Raw genomic sequence first — 18,169 nt, 5'->3', positions numbered from 1 at the left:
TATACTACTTTTTTGTTTAATTTCAATATCTAATTGTAATTTTCTAAATTTACTGTATACTTGTATTACAAATGATAGCGCTTTCTAAAAATTTCAAAGGAGAGATAAACTTGAACGATTTTTCTATCTGGTCATTAATGGTGGATGTCAGTATTATTTCAGGTCTGCTTCTATTAGGTACGATTCTGCGGGCAAAAGTGAAATGGATTCAATCTTTATTCTTACCGGCAAGTATGATAGCCGGATTTGCAGGTCTTGGTCTGGGGCCAAGCGGGGTGGATATCCTCCCTTTCTCAGATCAACTTTCTTCCTATCCAGGATTATTGATAGCAGTGATTTTCGCTTCCATACCAATCGGCGCTGCAAAAGTGAATCTTAAGGAAATCATTCACCGTGTGAGAGAAATGTGGTCGTATTCCATGCTTCTCACCTTATTGATGTGGGGCGGTGGTGCTTTCTTTGGTTTAGTGGTGATTAAGCAATTATTTACAGACCTGCCAAGCGGATTCGGTGTCATCTTGGGTGCCGGATTCCTGGGAGGACACGGAACAGCTGCCGCTATCGGGGAAGGCTTCAGTCAGTATGGCTGGGAAGAGGCGATGACGCTTGGTATGACATCTGCCACAGTCGGAATTTTAGTGGCTGTACTTGGCGGACTATTCCTTGTCAAAAAAAATACGGAAAAAGGGCATACACAATTTATTTCAAGCTTCAAAGACCTTCCTGCTGAATTAAGGTCAGGTCTGATGAATAAAGATAAACGGATCGCCATGGGTAAAGAAACCGTTTCACCCAGCTCGATCGATCCATTGGTGCTCCATTTGTCCATTATTTCATTTGTCGTCGGAGTTTCTTACTGGCTAACAGGCGCATTAGAGTCCATCCTTCCCGGAATCTCTGTCCCTCTATTAAGTATCGCCTTTGTTGTCGCCCTCGCCTTTCAATTTCTTGTCCGTACAGTCAAGGCGGACGATTATATCGATCAGCGGGTAATGGAAAGGATCGGCGGGAGTGCGACTGACTATTTAGTCGCTGTCGGAATTGCTTCGATCAATATTACAGTGGTCATGGATTATGCCGTTCCATTAATTCTATTATTTGTTTTCGGTTCGATTTGGGCATACCTTATCTTCCGCTTCATCGGGCCGAATATTTTCAAAGACTTCTGGTTTGAGAAATCTCTATTTGGCTGGGGCTGGAGCACAGGTACAGTAGCGATGGGACTCGCACTTCTCCGAATAGTAGATCCAGAATTAAAGAGCAAAACAATGGACGACTATGCCCTGGCATACATAGGGATGGTTCCAGTCGAAATCCTCATTATCACCTTTACCCCCATCCTGTTTTCAACTGGATTGCCGTGGGTGATGCCAATTGTCCTTCTAATTGGCGGGATTGTCATCATAGCCGCACATAAATGGTTAGGCTTATGGGGGACCAACATAAAAGACACACAATACAAAAGAAATATCAGCTAAGAGAATTCGAGCCTTTCGTCTCCGCTATTCGTTTCATGTTATAATAGTAGGAAACGAAAGGCTCTTACATCTAAAGGAGAATGAATGATGATCGTCAGAAAACGTGTATCTCATCAAATTATCGATGAAATTAAAAACAAGATAAGAACAGGTGAATTCCCGGTCGACTCAAAACTGCCTTCCGAGAACGAATTGGCAAAGATGTTCAATGTCAGCAGAGTCCCGATACGAGAGGCATTGAGTGCTTTAGCTTCACATGGAATCATTGAATCCGTCCATGGCGGCGGCAGCTATGTCCGCCCCAAACCCCTGGAACAGCTTCTCGATCAACCCTTAATGGAAGTGATATCCTATCATCAAGTCATAGAGCTGCTGGAAACGAGAATCATCCTGGAAACGAAAGCGGCTGCACTCGCGGCTGAACGACATGAAGAGGAAGACCTGAATAAGATGTACGAAGCACAGGAAATGCTTTTCAAGGAACTTCACGATCCAGACAAAATCAACGACAAAGCCGACTTTCTCTTCCATCAATCCATCCTTCACTCAACCAAAAACAACGTGCTTATTCATACACTTGAAAACCTGTCCGACATCTACAATCGGGCCCTCAAAGCCTCGCTTACCATCAACACCAGGATCAAAGGGAAGAAACTGCAAGTCTATGAAGAACATCAGTCTATTTTGAAAGCCATTTCATTGAAAGATGCAAAAGGTGCTGAACAACAAATGTATATACACCTTTCAAATAGTATGGAAAAGCTCAAAGCACGACGCAGTGAGTTTCATGAAGGGTAGAGCGGGGACGGTCCCCACTCTCCCCTTTACCTATTATACTTTCAATCAAATCCATTTTTACCTTGGAACATAGATAGGTAGACCAAAAGAAAAAACCTCCACCTATGATAGGGGAGGTAATGACAATCATTTAACTTCTTCCAACAACGTATATGCTTCTTCCCTGCTCTTCACATTCATCAATTTCTCGCGATACTCCTCATCCATCAATTGGCGGGACAGTAGTTGCAGAATCTTCAAATGCTCATTGCCTTCACTTTCTTTCGGAACGGCAATCATAAAGATCAACTTTGCTTCGGAACCATCCAAGCTGTTCCAATCGACTCCATCCTTTTTGATGCCGAAGACCACACTTGGCTTTTTCACAGCATCGGATTTTCCATGAGGAATGGCAATGTTCATGCCGATACCGGTGCTACTTTCCTCTTCACGACTGATAATTGCTTCTTTGAATGCCACTGAAGAGCTTATACTTCCTGTTTGTTTTAACATTTGGATCATCTCGTCAATCACATCATCACGAGTGGACCCGCTCAAGTCAATGTTAATAAGGTTAAGATTAGTGATATCCGTTAATTTGTTAATGTCACTTATTTCCGCTTTGGTCTGCATCATCTGTTCTTTCTCTTCTTTTCGTGCGGGTTGGGTCTCTCCACCTTTTGCTCCGCTGTGGGGTTCAGGCTCATAGACATCTTTTTTTAATAGATTCACTACTAATGCAGTAACAATGGCCCCCACGATAACGGCGACGAAGAACATGACTACATTGTCGACCGCACCAAGAACCGCTACAATCGGTCCCCCGTGAGCCACCCGGTCGCCTACATGACCGAGCATGGCGATGACGGAACCTGTCATTGAGCCTACCATAATACTCGGAATCACTCGCAGCGGATCTTGCGCAGCAAACGGGATTGCTCCCTCTGTTATTCCAAATAGACCCATTGTAAAGGAGGCTTTTCCTGTTTCTCTTTCAGCCGGCTGGAACTTCTTCTTTCCGATAAAAGTCGCCAGGCCCATCCCAATCGGCGGGATACAGATGGCAACGGCGATCGGCCCCATGATTTCATAGTTTCCTTCTGCAATCATAGCAGAACCGAAAAGGAAGGCTACCTTGTTGACCGGGCCGCCCATGTCAAATGAGATCATTGCACCGAGGATCAACGCCAGTAAGATAGAGCTCGTCCCCTGCATGCCTGCAAGCCAGTCCGTTAACACGGTGAATACTCCCGCTACAGGTGCACCGATCAGAAATACAAATGCAAGTCCGACAATGAGTGATGCCAGTACCGGAATGATGATGATCGGCATAATAGGCTGAAGCGCCTTAGGAACTTTGATCTTCTTAATTAAGAGCGCCACATAACCTGCAAGGAAACCGGCGATGATTCCACCAATGAAACCTGCCCCCGCTTCACTGCCATAGAAACTTCCATTTGCAGCAATATAACCTCCGACTACACCCGGAGCAAGACCCGGTCGGTCTGCAATGCTGTATGCAATGAACCCTGCAAGGATCGGCACCATGAAGGTAAAGGAAGCTCCACCAATCGCTTCGATGCTTTTCCAGAATGAATCTTCAGGAATGGAGAGGCCGCCTGGTGTCTTCACCCCGCCCATCGTCAACGCAACGGCAATCAACAATCCTCCAATTACAATGAAGGGGATCATATAGGATACACCATTCATTAAATGACGGTAGACCGGATTTTCCTTCTTGCCATTCTCCTTCTTCTCATCTCCAGCGGCAGCATGATGCACCGGCACCTCTCCGCTCATGACTTTTTGAATAAGCTGTTCAGGCTTGCGGATACCGTCCTGCACGCCTGCAACTAATACTTTTTTACCGTGGAATCGATCTTTATTGACCGTTTTATCTGCAGCAATGATAATGCCGTCTGCTTCTTCGATATCTTTCGTTGAAAATTCGTTTTCGACTCCGATCGAGCCCTGTGTTTCTACTTTTAATTGGACGCCCAGCTCTTTTGCCGCTTTTTCCAGATTTTCAGCGGCCATGTAGGTGTGGGCGATTCCATTCGGACAAGATGTGATGGCTAGTAGTTTCATCTCTCAATCTCCTTATCTGTTTCGTAATCGCTTACATATACTGTACACCTTTGTTTCAGCACATAAAGTCCTTTCTTTTACCGGAGCCTCCGGTAAAACGGCAAAAAAATAAAAAGCAAGGCTCAGGCACCTTGCTTCATTCCCCTTGTAAGGAGGATAAGAATTGCATCCGATCGGTTTCCTTTAGAAGAGATTGGATCTGACCGGGATTTTCACTTAACTGGGAGATTTCCCTGAATAACTGTTTCACTTTTTCCTGTTTATCATTTTTGACAGCCAGCATAAAGACGAGAGAAACTTTTTCTTCACCCCATTCAACCGGTTCTTTTAAAGTCGCAACAGCCATCACGGATTGCCTGATGAACCTGGGGTTTCCATGGGGTATCGCAATTCCTGCGCCCACCGTCGTCGCAGCCATTCGTTCGCGGATCATAGAGCTTTCCATGTACTCTTTTTCGACGTATCCTTTTTTGTAAAGATCGTTTGACAGTTTCTTGATGATATCATATTTATTTGTTTCATCGAGATGAAGAAATACCAGAAAGGGATTCGTATAACTTAATAGAACCGATTCACCACTTGCCCCTTCAGGTCTGTCAAGCTGCTTGACCCATTGTTGGAGACGATTTTCTTCACCTTTTTCCAGCAGAGGCGACACGACAATATGTGGTATCTTCACACGTTCGAGAGGGACGGTGCTAATGATGAAGTCTATCTCATGCTTTCCGGCAAATGTCTGTAATTCCGAATGGGCTATGCAGTCTATAACTTGCAAGGTGTGGAATTTACGTTCAATCTTTGTCCTCAGCAATTGAGACATCCCGATCCCCATATGGCAGACAACGACAACCTTCTTCACAGCCAGATGCTGATTCTTGAGCCGCTCCAGGGAGGCCTGGAAATGCAGTGTTAAATAGGCAGCCTCCTCTTCAGGAATCTCGACAGGAAGAGTTTGATTGATCCCTTCCAACGCAAACAGGATCTGATCAAACATATAAGGATACATGTTCTTGATTTCCTGAAGCATCACATTCGACACAGGCAGGCCATGCTTCAAACGATTAAGCGTTGAATACAGGTGAACGTGCAGTCCATTCAGTAATTCTGCATCCCCCTTAAACTCAACCCCGTTCGACTCGGAAAGACTTCCCACCAGTTCATTTATCATCATTGATAGAAGTTCGTCGGTACCTTCTAAATCATCACGATCCCTGTGCAGAAATTTCCCTCCAAGGAAGTGCAGCGTCAAATAAGCCCTTTCTTCTTCTGGAAAACGAACCGAAAAGAACCTCTCCAGTGTCTCAAGCAATTCGCCTGTCCAACTAAATTCCTTTTGCTTTTTCACAAACGAAATTTCAGCATCCGACAGCGCGATGAATTGGTGAAGTTTTGTTCTCTTGACCATCATGAGTGTGTGGATCACGATTCGATCAAAAGAATCATCGGTAAAAGCCAGGGAATGGTTCTTCTGCAGCTCCCTCAGCCCAGACACAACCCCATTGACTTCATAAGGAGCAAATTGCTTCTTCAAAAATGCACTGGTTTCTTCCGATCGGACCAGTTCAGACAACCGTGACAGCGCCAACCGCTTATTCTTTTCTGTTCCTTCTAAGGTCAAGCCAACCTTCTGCTTAGACTCCAGTAACAAGTCGAAACGACTTAACCACATTTCAATTTGTTCTATATCTTTTCGGATGACAGACTTACCGACATAATAACTGGTCATAAGGTCTTGAACGGTAACAGACTTCAAGCTCATCAGAAGATGATAAGCTATTCGAACCAGCCTCTCCTCATCTTCAAACGTATTTCCCTTTGAACTCATTGCCTGAAGTTCTTTATATAACCTTGATTTATCATCTTCATTAATCTCAATACAAATCCCCAGACCTGGTTTTCGTATCAAAACAGCTGATGCATAATCCTCTGTATATGACTCAATCACCTTTAAATCATTTCGCACCGTTTTTTCAGAACAATTCAATTCATCCGTTAAATCCTTAACAAGCAAGAATTGATTGGCCTGACTTAAAAGGATTCGTATAATTTTCTGTTGTCTCTCATTCATTGTTCCACCTTCTTTATTATGAGACAGGCAAAAAGATTTCTATCTTATGATACTTTTCTCATATAAAAAAGTAAAATCAACCGGACACCCAAGGGGATTAGCTCGCTTGTATACATCGAAAAGACCCAAGTAAAAAACTCCTTTGTATAGACCGATATTACACATATAGCAGCCTTACGAAACATAAAGGAGGAAATGATGTTACGACTCTTAAACTTTCTTAAAAAGAAAAAAGAGGTTCCACAGCTCAAACAAAAGAAAAAAGCAGCTCAATTACCCAAAGAGATGAACGAAGCGATTGCCGCCAGAAAAGGCGAACTGGGAGAATACAAGATTGATATCCAGCTCGATCAACTCCCAAAGGATTGCCTCTACTTGAGCGACCTTCTCGTGAGAAATCCAAAGGCGAAATCGGGGTACTCTCAAATTGATCATGTTGTTTTCACACCATACGGGATCTTTACGATTGAAACGAAAAATTATCAGGGTACGATTTATGGCGGGAAAGACCGGAAAACGTGGCTGGTGAATGGGAAGTTTAAAATGATGAACCCCTTTGTCCAAAATTACGGGCACATCGAAGCGTTAAAGGCACTCATCCATGAAAAATACCGCCATTTATTTATTTCAATGGTTTCCTTTACGAAAAGATGTACCTTCAAGGTTGACCTGGATTACCGAAAAATAGCATCGAATGAACTGATTGTCTATGATATTGAGTTATCAGAATATATTCATAGAAAAGTATCCGTCTTAAAAATTCAACATAAAGAGCCTTTGCTGAGTGACAGTGATATTTCAAACATTTATCATGCTATTTCTAAGGCAAATATCATCGATCAAAAAGCTAGAGTAGAACATACACTCAAATTAAAAAGCGACAGGCAACCGGAACGGACATCGGCCGTCAACGCTGCTTGCATAGTATGCAGCAAACAAGTGTCCGTAAAGGTGAAGCAGTATTGTCTCTCTAATAAGAAATTCAAGGGAAACGTCTACTGTTATTAACATCAAAAGACAATATAGTAAGGATTCAAGAGGAAGGAGCCTGAGGGACAGGAGCGCACAGTTCGCTGTAACCTCCAAAAATCCCGACCTTCCAATCTCCCCGCTCATTATGTAAAATAAATGCATGAGTAATGACGAGGAGGACTTCACTTGATTACAATCAAAGAAGTGGCCAAAAGGGCAAACGTTTCCAGCGCGACGGTTTCCCGGATGCTGAACGATTCCGGGTATGTAAGCGAAGAAGCGCGGGAAAGGATTCTTAAAGTAATAGAAGAAACGGGTTATGTCCCAAGTGAGAATGCGAAGTCGCTGCGGACGAAGAAGACGAAGGTAATCGGTGTAATCTTGCCGAAGCTTGGTTCCGAGACGACAAGCCGGATGGTGAATGGGCTTGACCGCGTGCTTGCCGCGGAGGGTTATCAGCTTTTGCTGGCAAATACGAATTTAAGTGCCGAAAAGGAAATAGAGTTCCTGAAGCTCCTGAAAAGCAGGGATGTTGAAGGAATCATTCTTTCTGCGACAAACACGAGTGAACAGCTGGTGGAGGAAATCCAGAAATTGAAGATTCCATTCGTAGTCGTCGGACAGGATATGCCGGACACCCCATCCGTTGTGTTCAATGAAATCATGGCGACTCAAGACATGATCGAGTACTTAATCGAAAAAGGGCACGAAAAAGTCGCGTTTATCGGAGTGAGTGAATCTGATCGCGCCGTTGGTTTGTTGAGGAAAAAAGGGTATCTTGCCGCTATGGAAAAGCATGGACTACCAATTGAGGAGCATTGGATTCAGACCGCCTTTTTCGATGTGGAATCGGGTTACCAGGCTATGAAGAATATGATAGAAGAATCAGCTCAGCGTCCCACTGCGGTGTTTGCCGTTACAGACCGGCTGGCCATCGGGGCAATGAATTATATCAAAGAAGCTGGATTGCGGATCCCCGAGGACATGGCCTTGACAGGAGTCGGTGCATCAGAATTATCTCAATACGTAACGCCATCCCTGACAACCGTCGATTTTCAATACAACAAAGCTGGACAGGAAGCGGCAAACCTGATCCTATCCCTGATCAATCAAAAAAACATCCCTACCAGCAAAATTGTATTAGACTATGGACTAGTAAAAAAAGATAGTGTATAATTCTATGTAATCGATTACATAACGATATGCCGTATGTGTAATCGATTACACAAAGTTCTTTTGTATGGGCATCCTATTTGCCGATACTTTTATTTTCTACTTGTATGAAATCGATTACACATATGAACAAAGGAGGAGAAACGATGTCAGAGAATAGAAAAATCGCAGAAGATATTCTAGCGGGAGTCGGCGGCGAAGATAACATCCTTTCTGTCGCCCATTGTGCAACTCGTTTACGAATCATGGTGAAAGACAAAGAAAAAATAGATCAAGAAGCTGTAGAAAATACGGATAAAGTGAAAGGCGCATTCTTCAACTCCGGTCAATATCAAATCATATTCGGAACCGGGACTGTAAACCGTATCTATGAAGAAGTGAGAAACTTAGGGGTTTCAGGTTCGACGAAGGGTGAGCAGTCGAAAGAAGCCGCGAAAAGCGGAAATGCGTTCCAACGGGCAATTCGTACCTTTGGTGACGTCTTTGTACCGATCATTCCGGTACTTGTGGCCACCGGGCTTTTCATGGGGTTGCGCGGACTTGTCATGCAGGAGCAAATATTGGCCTTCTTTGGAATGACGCCGGACGATATATCCCAGAATTTTATTTTATTCACGCAGATCCTGACTGATACGGCCTTTATTTTCTTGCCTGCCCTGGTAGCCTGGTCCACGTTCAGAGTATTCGGCGGAACACCGATTGTCGGAATGGTCCTCGGATTGATGCTTGTCAGCCCATCCCTTCCGAACGCATGGGGAGTCGCTGGCGGGGACGTTCAGCCGCTTGAATTTTTCGGATTCATCCCGGTCGTCGGGTATCAAGGCTCCGTTCTCCCAGCCTTCATCGCCGGAATCCTGGGTGCAAAGCTGGAAAAACAAATACGAAAACGCACACCAGAAGCGCTGGATTTAATTGTCACACCATTCCTGACGCTGCTGATCATGATCACGCTGGCTTTATTTGTGATCGGACCTATCTTCCACAGCCTTGAAACCATCATCCTGGATGGAACAATCGCAGTCCTTGAATGGCCATTCGGCATCAGCGGACTCCTAATCGGCGGACTCAACCAGATCATCGTCGTCACTGGGATCCACCACATCTTTAACATGCTCGAGATTCAACTGCTGGCGAAATACGGAAATAACCCGTACAACGCCATCATCACCTGCTCGATTGCAGCACAAGGCGGCGCGGCACTGGCAGTTGGTTTAAAGACAAAGTCCAAGAAACTGAAGGCACTGGCTTTACCATCTTCCCTTTCAGCATTCCTTGGCATCACGGAACCAGCCATCTTCGGTGTGAACCTGCGCTACGGAAAGCCATTCGTCATGGCCCTCATCGGAGGCGGAGTCGGAGGATTCCTCGCTTCCATCATGGGACTGAAAGCAACGGGCATGGCCATCACGGTCATCCCGGGTACCCTTCTCTACCTGAACGGACAGATTCTCCAATATATCCTGATCAACGTTGTCGCGATCGGAGTTGCATTTGTCCTGACATGGATGTTTGGATATTCTGATAAGAAGGAAGTTTGATTTAATAAAAATTTGATAAAAGCAGGTTAGTGGGGTTCACTTGCCTGCTTTTCTTTATATAGACCGGATTCTGGTGTTATTTGGGCGAATTTTTGATTTTTCACAGTAAAAACTGATGCGTTTCACTTTATATTTTGCTTCATTAGGTTATTTGGTCCTACGATAAGGCGTGCCAGCCTGTAATGAGGGACTTCCGGCAGTCCCCGAACGGCCATTTTGCATTTTATTATCGAAAAAGAAACATTTATTATCGAAATCAAAAGATTTATTTTCAAAAATCCGGTTTCTTTTATCGAAAGTTTTCATTCTTATGTCGAAATTGACCCTATACAATCGAAACCAACCTGACACTTTCAAATAAAACCATTTATAGTCGATTCTTCCCGCGCAAGGGAAAATCTCTTTAACGAAAGGAATTTGACACACATGAATAGATACACCGAACCTAAATACCGCACCATCCTTGATGCTAAAGAAAATGAGCCCGAGCAGCTGCAGGAAAAATCCGCGTCTTCTACGTGGAAGCCTGCCTATCATATTCACCCCGGGTACGGCCTGCTGAACGACCCGAATGGACTCGCTTACTTTAATGGTGAGTTCCACGTCTTTTATCAATGGTATCCGTTCGGTGCAATACACGGCATGAAGCACTGGGCGCACGTGAAATCTGCTGATTTAGTGGATTGGGAAAGACTTCCGACAGCCCTTGTACCTGTTGAAGAGTATGAGTCGCACGGTGCCTATTCCGGAGCATCCATTGAAATTGACGGAGAACTCTATCTCTATTACACCGGCAATATCAAATACAACGCCGAGGAGCGGTCAGCGAATCAATGTCTGGCCATCATGGACAAGGACGGGAATATCCGAAAACATGAAAATAACCCGATTATCGAAGGAGTTCCTGCAGGCTATACAGGGCATGTCCGCGATCCGAAGGTATTTAAGAAAAACGATACCTATTATATGCTGCTCGGTGCACAGCGTACGAATCTGACCGGTGCCATCATCGTCTACGAATCAAGCAATGCGCGGGACTGGACATTTAAAGGCGAATTGGATCTGGACCTGAACTTACCGGAATCCTGCTACATGCTCGAGTGCCCCGACTACTTTGAATTGAACGGGCAGGATGTGCTCGTTGTTTCACCTCAGGGACTGGAGGCGGAAGAACATACGTATCAAAATCTTTATAATGTCATCTACGTTCTTGGTGAAATGGATATCGAGAATCTGACATTCAAGGTCGGGAGCCACCACGAACTGGACAAGGGCTTTGACTTCTATGCCCCTCAAACCTTTGAAGGAAAAAACAAGGAACGACTCCTGTTCGGATGGGCCGGCATGGGTGAGATGGACTACCCTTCTGACAAAGAGGAGTGGGCGCATTGCCTGACCATCCCGCGGAAGCTTGATATTGTGGACGGCAAGCTCGTTCAAAAGCCGGCACGGGAATTGAAGAAGCTTAGAAAGCAGGCAGAATCAGCGGAACTAAGACTGTATCGTGAAAGCAAAGTATTGTGTTCGGACTGCGAGCAATATGAGCTGGAAATCACCTTGGATGCAATTGAATCCGATACATTCGGTATCGAACTTTTCTCCTCTGAAAAAGAAGGACTGGTGCTGAAATTCAACCGTGCCGAAAAGGCCGTCACCTTGAATCGTGAAAACTTCGAAGAAAAGTTCGGAGGGGAATATGGATATGAGAGAAGTTCAGAGCTTGAAATCGGGGACGCCGTCAACATCCAAATCTTTGTTGACAGAAGTATCGCTGAAATATTCATCAATGATGGGGAAGTCGTTTTTACATCGAGAGTATTCCCGATGAAAGAGTCTACGGGGATCAAGGTGTTTGCTGATGGCAGCCTGGATTGCAGGTACACAAAGTATCCGTTGATGGGGAAGAACTCACTTTAAAAAGTGGTTGGTTATCTGAAGATTTTAGCCATCTAAATCCAGCTTCATATGCAACGTCAATCGTGAGCGTTAGAAAAGCCGCAGAAGATTCTTCTCTGCGGCTTTTTTGATTACTATTTTATTAACCTGACAACCTGCTCCACCGTCGTCCGCACCTGCTTGCTCGACACACCTTTCGTAAGGGAATCTTCCAAGGTTCTGCATTCGGTCTGAATGGAAAAAACCGCGTCCAAATACTGATTCACTTCTCCCAAATCTGTATCCACTCTGCCGGCTATTCCAATCACCTTTTTACCGTGCTTCTTCGCAAGTTTTGCTACGCCGACGGGCACCTTCCCCATCAGGGACTGCTTATCGAGACTGCCTTCTCCGGTAAAAATGACATCCGCTTCAACAACTTTTTCTTCTAACTTTGTAAGTTTCGAGATCGTTTCTACCCCGGATTGAAGAACACCTTTCAGCCCTGCGGCTATTCCGCCTCCAAGCCCGCCGGCAGCTCCGGCCCCTTCAACCTGCTGAAGATTGATGCCGTATGCTTTTTCAAATAAGCCAGCGATGTTCACCAGACACTTGTCCAACTCAATAATATCCCTATCAGTGGCACCTTTTTGTTTTCCGAAAATATACGCAGCACCCTGCAATCCATAAAACGGATTCGTCACATCGCTGGCAATCGTGAACGTGCATTGCTCGAGCCCGGGAAGTCGTTCATCATCTAGAAAAGAAGCCACTTTCAACAGTGGATTATCTTCATTCCCAATCAGTTTTCCATCCCGGTCATAAAACTTCCACCCAAGCGCCTGCAGCATCCCCACGCCGCCATCATTCGTTGCGCTGCCGCCAAGGGAAATGACAATGTTTCGGTAGCCGCTCTGCACCGCATCCCGAATCTGTTCTCCAAGCCCATAGGTATTGGTTTTCATCGGATTGCGTTTTTCAAAAGGAACAAGCGGAAGTCCGCTGCTGCGTGCGCTCTCAATAAAAACGGTATCTTCATCGAGCACAATATAGCTGACTGGAATGGGATTCATCAACGGATCATGAACCACCACTTCTTTTTCCACTCCATTCATACACGCCAGCAGCGCATCAATCGTTCCTTCCCCTCCATCCGCCATCGGCGAAATCACGACGCTTGCTTCAGGAACCGCCGAAACGATCCCTTCCCGCGCCGCCTCCCCGACTTCATAGGCTGAAAGCGAATCTTTGAAGGAATCAGATGCTATTAGATATTTCATATTTTACACGCTCCTAATAAAAGGTGCCGGAAGCCTTTCTCAGCCGCCAGCACCGGTAAATTTATACCTTATTTAATCCACACAAACTGATAAGGCTCCAGCTCGACAGCTTCGCTCATTTCTTTTCCCGTTACTAGATCCGTACCAGGCTTAGGGAGTTCGACCTCAACGGTGCGTGAATCCAGATTCACGACGAACGTTATCTCTTCCCCAGTATCAGCGTTGATACGTTTTAGACCAAACAGGTTTTCACCCAGATCCAGTACTTCCTGTCCCGCATAAGGAGAAAACGCTGATTCTTTTTGACGGATTGCGATCATGTTTTGCAGTCCTTCGAAAATGCCTTTGCGGCGGGAATCTGATTCCAATTCCGCCAGGATGTTTCCAAGTTCAAGCTTCTCACGATTGATCCGGCGATTGATGCCCGACTCTTCCACACCTGCCTCGTAATTTTGAGAACCTAGGAGCGAATGATAATAAATCGCAGGAACGCCAACAAATGACAAGAGAATCGAGTGGGCTGCGAGCATTTTCGCCACTTCCGCTTCTTCCGTCGCGTCCTCGCCCTTATTCACAAGCGCTTCGGAATAATTAATGTTCAATTCATAAACAGACTGACTGCCGTCACTATTGGCTTTATACGACACACGGCCGCCGTTTTCCTTCACTTTTTCAACAAGCATCTGTTTCTCGTCCTCGGTCAGGATCCCTTCCGTAGGACGCATCCCGATTCCGTCGTGACTGGCAAGGAAATTGAAGTATGTCGCGGTATCCGATACAGTATCAATCGTCTTCGCCCATTCCGTCAGCTTTTCACCATTATGAGTTGTCAGTGAATACAGCACCAACGGCGGGAGGGAAAATTGATAGACCATATTGGCTTCGTCGGTTCCGTCACCGAAATAACTGATGTTTTCTTTATGAGGGACATTCGTCTCCGTAATAATCTGCGTGTTCGGTTTGAAATAGTCGACAACGTCCCTCCACAGCTTGATGATTTCATGCGCCTGCGGCAAGTGAATGGATGTCGTGCCGGACTCCTTCCAGATGAACCCGATCGCATCGAGGCGGATGCTTGTCCCGCCTTTGCTTGCATATTCCAAAAGGATCTCCGTCATTTCAACCAGCACCGGAAAATGGCGGAAGTTGACGTCAACCTGATCTTCACTGAACGTGGTCCAGGCCGTTTTCACTCCATTATTCCCTTCGTATTCGTGATGTAGCGGTGACGTCCGGGGACGGACCACTTCACTTGCATCGAACGAGTCATCTCTCGGGATAAAATAATGCTGGTATTTTTCATCGCCGTTCAGGTATCCCTGGAACCATTCGCTGGACTTAGAGATATGATTGGCCACGAAATCAAACATGAGGCGATAATCCTTTGAAAGCTCCTCGATGTTCTCCCAGTCACCCAGCTTCTGATCGACCTGGCGGTAATCCACGACCGAAAATCCGTCATCCGATGTGTACGGGAACATCGGAAGCAGGTGGACATCCGTGACCGTCCCCTTCACTTTTTCGTTTAAAAAAGAGCGCAGCGACTCAAGCGTCGGTTTTCCTTCTTCATAGATGCTGTCGCCGTATGTGATCAGGTAGACGTTTTCTTCGGAGACAGGTGTTGCTTTTTCAAACGAATGAGTGCTCCACCTTCCTACCAGTTCGTTAAAAGAAGCCATGTACTTTTCTTTGAAGTCTTCACCGTAAATGGTTCTTAGCCTTTTTTCGATGTTTGTTAGTAATTCGTTTTTTGTCATGCCTTCACCTTCTTGGGATAGATTTTTTAATTTGAAGGCCCGTCCCAGACCACGTTAAAGCATTATAGTGTAATTTGTGGTTTGGTTACTTGACAGGTCCCTTACTCTATTGCTGGTTCACGGACCATTACCATATCCATATCAGATTGACTGGGATCTTTTTTTCAAAAAAAACACTCGCGCTGCACCAAACTGTATATATATTTATCCGTTACGCCCTTATTTCGTTATTTTATGATTGTTTTATTTAAAATTTCTCATTTGCATCTTAATAACGCCAAGCATTCATCCTTATTTGAGCCACTTTTAAGGATAATTGCGCCACTTCTGAATTTATTGCGCCACTTTCAAGGTAATCGCGCCACTTTAGAAATAATTGCGCCCTAAATCAAAATAATTGAGCAACTTGTCGAATTTTATTAGGTGGGACAGGTTTTCTGGGACGCAGGGACAGGTCCAGCTTCCCAGCCATTCAAAATTTCTGGGACAACTTACCTGTCCCCCTCTCCCAAGAAGCCTACGACAACTTCAAAGTCACATGCCCCTTAGCACCAATCTCGAATTCGGTACCAGTCTGCTCCCGCACCGCTTCCTCCGCAAGGTTAACAACCGAAATGTCCTTCCAACCTGTACCCAAGTTAAACCTCTGAACCTCTTCAGTCGGATTAAAGAACCGGACAACCACTGCCCCATCATCATACGCACGCTTACAACTGCTCATCACCACAGAAGGATTATCCACCTGCAATATCGAAATCGAATCAGCAAGCTCCTTCACAGGATAAGGAATTTCAAACCGCTCCAAGCGTTCCTCAAATGTATTCAGAGCCTGTTTCTGATACGAAACATGTCGCCCGATATAATGATCCATTTCACCGAACAAGGCAACTGGCTCTGCAGCACCGGCATAGATTCCGTATTCAAATACCATATGCTGTTTCATTTGCGCATCAGGTGTGTAGACTACTTTGTTGTTGATACCTGAGGCTCTTCCAGGACGCCACGCTAAATCGTCTTTTCCTAGCAGACCGACGCTTCGGAACAGGGTTAGTGCAAGCTCTCCTCCAACCAGTTCATACTCCTTGATGCCTCTTGTGATCGCTGCAAAAGTGGAATCTCCATCAGTTACGCCTGCAAAATTTTCAAGAGCGTAAATCGGTACGGGAGCTTCTGCAAAACCGTTCTCTTTCCAGTTCTTCATATAAGGATTCTCTGCATTGCGCTCAATCAAGCCGAATCCTTGATCGGCAAACGACGCTCCAGGATTTTCAAAGCCTGTATTTAACAAAACACGCACCCGATGATCTTCAACCGAGTTATCGATACTGTGCTGAACACGTACCACTTTCTCGTCTTTTCTTACCTCAAGAGTCGAAATGATCACTAATGATTCACTGTTGATCTCCGCTTGACGGTCTTCAAGGTTACCCGGTACGAGTGCTTCATGCTTCATCATCAGTTTTTGCGAAAGCCCGCCGGTTTCAACAGAAAGCAGCTCTCCATTTTCTAAAAGAATCGGTTCGTCTCCCTCAAGCGGTGAGAAATCGTAGGAATCCCCGGCATCTGCTACATTTTCGAAGCGCAGAAGCTGCGGAATCTTAACACCCGTTTCTTTCTTAGTCAGCGTCACATTCCCATCTGCAAACTCCACTTTCACATGCTCATTCTCGATAGAAGTCTGTTCAGCTTCTACAAGTTTCTTCATACCTTCTTCCGCTTCCTCGACCACAAACGTCTTATAACCAAGCGCCGGAACGTCCTTCAATTCAGCCATCACCACTGTACGGTAATAACCCGGCACTTCAACCTGCTTCTCGCCCTCTGCCGTCACGACGATTTTCTTCCCGCCGCTGATATACTCCTGGTCGATCGCTTCGACAGGAACATCCGAGCCAGCCATATCCTTCACCTTAAAATGGCTCGACTTCGTAAACAGTACCGCTTCAACCGATCCGGAGAACACCGAAGCATTCGTATTAAAGAAAACAAATACATTTTCCTTACCAAGCTTGTTGCTAACAGCTTCCGTCATCTGCTTCTTCAAGATGTTCAACAAGCCATCGGCAATACGCTCCACCTTTTCCAACCTCTGCACGATGTCGCGGTTCGTATCATCCGAGTTACATCCCCCGATGCTGTCATGGGCATGGACATCGAATAGCTGCTTCCACATACCGTCAAGCCATGCTTGCGGATAACGGAATCCCAGTGACTGGCCGATAACCGCTAAAGGCTCCAGCACATTCAAAATCTTATGCTCCACCTCATAATTCAATTTCTTGATATCATAGCGCTGCGAACGGATTGTATTATGAATCCGGGATTTCTGGGTAGCCGTCAGCTCTCCTTCGATTACATTAGAAAAAGCATCACCATTTTCCCACGTATCCTTCATGAACGTCTCATAATCAGACAAAACAAATTCATACTCCGCAGAGTCTTCGTTCAACTTCTTGATCGTTTCAGGAAAATGCTCACGCACGAGAACCTGATCCCCGCCTGCCGGCAACAACAGATTGTCACTGTTCGTGTTCATTTCAGCTAATTTCTCCAAAATCGGGAACAACCGCTCTTCTTTATACTCCTCTGATGCTTCAAGGAATTTACCCGGCCCATACCCGAAATAGATGTTATTCGCATTCACCGTTTCGCCGTCAGGAGATTTCCATGTAAAATTCAGGTCCCCTTTCAACTGGTCAGTGTAAATCCCGCGCTGCAGCACGCTGTTATCAATGCCGAACCCTTTAAAGATCGAAGGCAGATACTGATTTTGCCCGAAAATATCCGGAAGGTAGCCGCAGTTCATGCTGTGGCCGAAGCTCTTTGAAATCTTCGTTCCATAAAGCAGGTTGCGGATCATCGATTCCTTATGCACCAGAAGCGAATCCGTCTGTGTGTACCACGGACCGATGAATATTCTCTTTGCTTCCACTAACACCTTTAGGCGGTCCCTGTTTTCCGGACGGACCTTCAAGTACTCCTCGATCACACTTGCCTGGGCATCGAATACATAGCCTGTGTATTCTTCATTCTTTTCAAGAACATCCATAAGATGATCCAGGTTCTCTGCCAGCAATACATTCGAATCTTCTATTGTAAAATACCACTCGCGGTCCCAATGGGAATGTGGTACGACGTAGACGCGTTTCTTCATGATGTTCCC

11 protein-coding genes are annotated in these 18,169 nt (G+C 45.4%); 6 read left to right on the top strand and 5 right to left on the bottom strand.

Annotation, left to right across the window (positions count from 1 at the left end; translation table 11 throughout):
* Positions 1-110: 110 nt before the first annotated feature.
* Positions 111-1,478 carry a sodium/glutamate symporter gene (locus tag AAEO50_RS00925; protein WP_341979429.1) on the top strand — a complete coding sequence of 456 codons (1,368 nt, stop codon included), beginning with the start codon at positions 111-113 and terminating at the stop codon, positions 1,476-1,478.
* An 87-nt stretch (positions 1,479-1,565) separates the two neighbouring features.
* On the top strand, positions 1,566-2,276 hold the full coding sequence (locus AAEO50_RS00920) for a FadR/GntR family transcriptional regulator (protein WP_341979427.1): 711 nt from the start codon (positions 1,566-1,568) through the stop codon (positions 2,274-2,276).
* Between the two features lie 126 nt (positions 2,277-2,402).
* Here the strand turns inward: AAEO50_RS00920 and AAEO50_RS00915 are convergent, their stop codons facing one another.
* Together AAEO50_RS00915 and AAEO50_RS00910 are read right to left on the bottom strand one after the other, a co-directional pair.
* Positions 2,403-4,343, bottom strand: coding sequence for a PTS fructose transporter subunit IIABC (locus AAEO50_RS00915; protein ID WP_341979425.1), 1,941 nt, complete (start codon positions 4,341-4,343; stop codon positions 2,403-2,405).
* Positions 4,344-4,479: 136 nt separating this feature from the next.
* A complete protein-coding gene (locus AAEO50_RS00910) occupies positions 4,480-6,411 on the bottom strand; it encodes a BglG family transcription antiterminator (RefSeq protein ID WP_341979423.1) in 1,932 nt (643 codons plus the stop codon).
* A 198-nt stretch (positions 6,412-6,609) separates the two neighbouring features.
* Between AAEO50_RS00910 and AAEO50_RS00905 the strand changes: the two genes are divergently transcribed.
* The 4 genes from AAEO50_RS00905 (at position 6,610) to AAEO50_RS00890 (ending at position 12,011) form a co-directional block, all read left to right on the top strand.
* Positions 6,610-7,419 carry a nuclease-related domain-containing protein gene (locus AAEO50_RS00905; protein WP_341979421.1) on the top strand — a complete coding sequence of 270 codons (810 nt, stop codon included), beginning with the start codon at positions 6,610-6,612 and terminating at the stop codon, positions 7,417-7,419.
* 150 nt (positions 7,420-7,569) lie between these two features.
* Positions 7,570-8,559: a LacI family DNA-binding transcriptional regulator gene (locus tag AAEO50_RS00900; RefSeq protein WP_341979419.1), complete on the top strand. Its 990-nt coding sequence runs from the start codon at positions 7,570-7,572 to the stop codon at positions 8,557-8,559.
* A 143-nt stretch (positions 8,560-8,702) separates the two neighbouring features.
* Positions 8,703-10,094: a sucrose-specific PTS transporter subunit IIBC gene (locus AAEO50_RS00895; protein WP_341979418.1), complete on the top strand. Its 1,392-nt coding sequence runs from the start codon at positions 8,703-8,705 to the stop codon at positions 10,092-10,094.
* Between the two features lie 426 nt (positions 10,095-10,520).
* Positions 10,521-12,011: a sucrose-6-phosphate hydrolase gene (locus tag AAEO50_RS00890; protein WP_341979417.1), complete on the top strand. Its 1,491-nt coding sequence runs from the start codon at positions 10,521-10,523 to the stop codon at positions 12,009-12,011.
* Positions 12,012-12,124: 113 nt separating this feature from the next.
* Here AAEO50_RS00890 and AAEO50_RS00885 read toward each other — a convergent pair whose 3' ends face one another.
* From AAEO50_RS00885 to AAEO50_RS00875, 3 genes are all read right to left on the bottom strand, one after another.
* Positions 12,125-13,249: a glycerate kinase gene (locus AAEO50_RS00885; RefSeq protein ID WP_341979416.1), complete on the bottom strand. Its 1,125-nt coding sequence runs from the start codon at positions 13,247-13,249 to the stop codon at positions 12,125-12,127.
* 68 nt (positions 13,250-13,317) lie between these two features.
* The gene (locus AAEO50_RS00880) at positions 13,318-15,006 is read right to left on the bottom strand and encodes an alpha-amylase family glycosyl hydrolase (protein ID WP_341979414.1); all 1,689 of its coding nucleotides are present in this window, start codon (positions 15,004-15,006) and stop codon (positions 13,318-13,320) included.
* 517 nt (positions 15,007-15,523) lie between these two features.
* Positions 15,524-18,160: a glycoside hydrolase family 38 C-terminal domain-containing protein gene (locus AAEO50_RS00875; protein ID WP_341979412.1), complete on the bottom strand. Its 2,637-nt coding sequence runs from the start codon at positions 18,158-18,160 to the stop codon at positions 15,524-15,526.
* Between the last annotated feature and the right edge of the window lie 9 nt (positions 18,161-18,169).

Source organism: Rossellomorea oryzaecorticis, assembly GCF_038405515.1.
Taxonomy (GTDB): Bacteria; Bacillota; Bacilli; order Bacillales; family Bacillaceae_B; genus Rossellomorea; species Rossellomorea oryzaecorticis_A.
Note: the sequence above shows the minus strand (reverse complement) of the source record. Positions and strands in the feature narration are given on the sequence as shown.

Coding starts and splice junctions, on each gene's coding strand:
- AAEO50_RS00880 (WP_341979414.1), bottom strand. CDS start 15,006: ATGACAAAAAACGAATTACTAACAAACATCGAAAAAAGGCTAAGAACC.
- AAEO50_RS00875 (WP_341979412.1), bottom strand. CDS start 18,160: ATGAAGAAACGCGTCTACGTCGTACCACATTCCCATTGGGACCGCGAG.
- AAEO50_RS00915 (WP_341979425.1), bottom strand. CDS start 4,343: ATGAAACTACTAGCCATCACATCTTGTCCGAATGGAATCGCCCACACC.
- AAEO50_RS00885 (WP_341979416.1), bottom strand. CDS start 13,249: ATGAAATATCTAATAGCATCTGATTCCTTCAAAGATTCGCTTTCAGCC.
- AAEO50_RS00890 (WP_341979417.1), top strand. CDS start 10,521: ATGAATAGATACACCGAACCTAAATACCGCACCATCCTTGATGCTAAA.
- AAEO50_RS00895 (WP_341979418.1), top strand. CDS start 8,703: ATGTCAGAGAATAGAAAAATCGCAGAAGATATTCTAGCGGGAGTCGGC.
- AAEO50_RS00920 (WP_341979427.1), top strand. CDS start 1,566: ATGATCGTCAGAAAACGTGTATCTCATCAAATTATCGATGAAATTAAA.
- AAEO50_RS00910 (WP_341979423.1), bottom strand. CDS start 6,411: ATGAATGAGAGACAACAGAAAATTATACGAATCCTTTTAAGTCAGGCC.
- AAEO50_RS00905 (WP_341979421.1), top strand. CDS start 6,610: ATGTTACGACTCTTAAACTTTCTTAAAAAGAAAAAAGAGGTTCCACAG.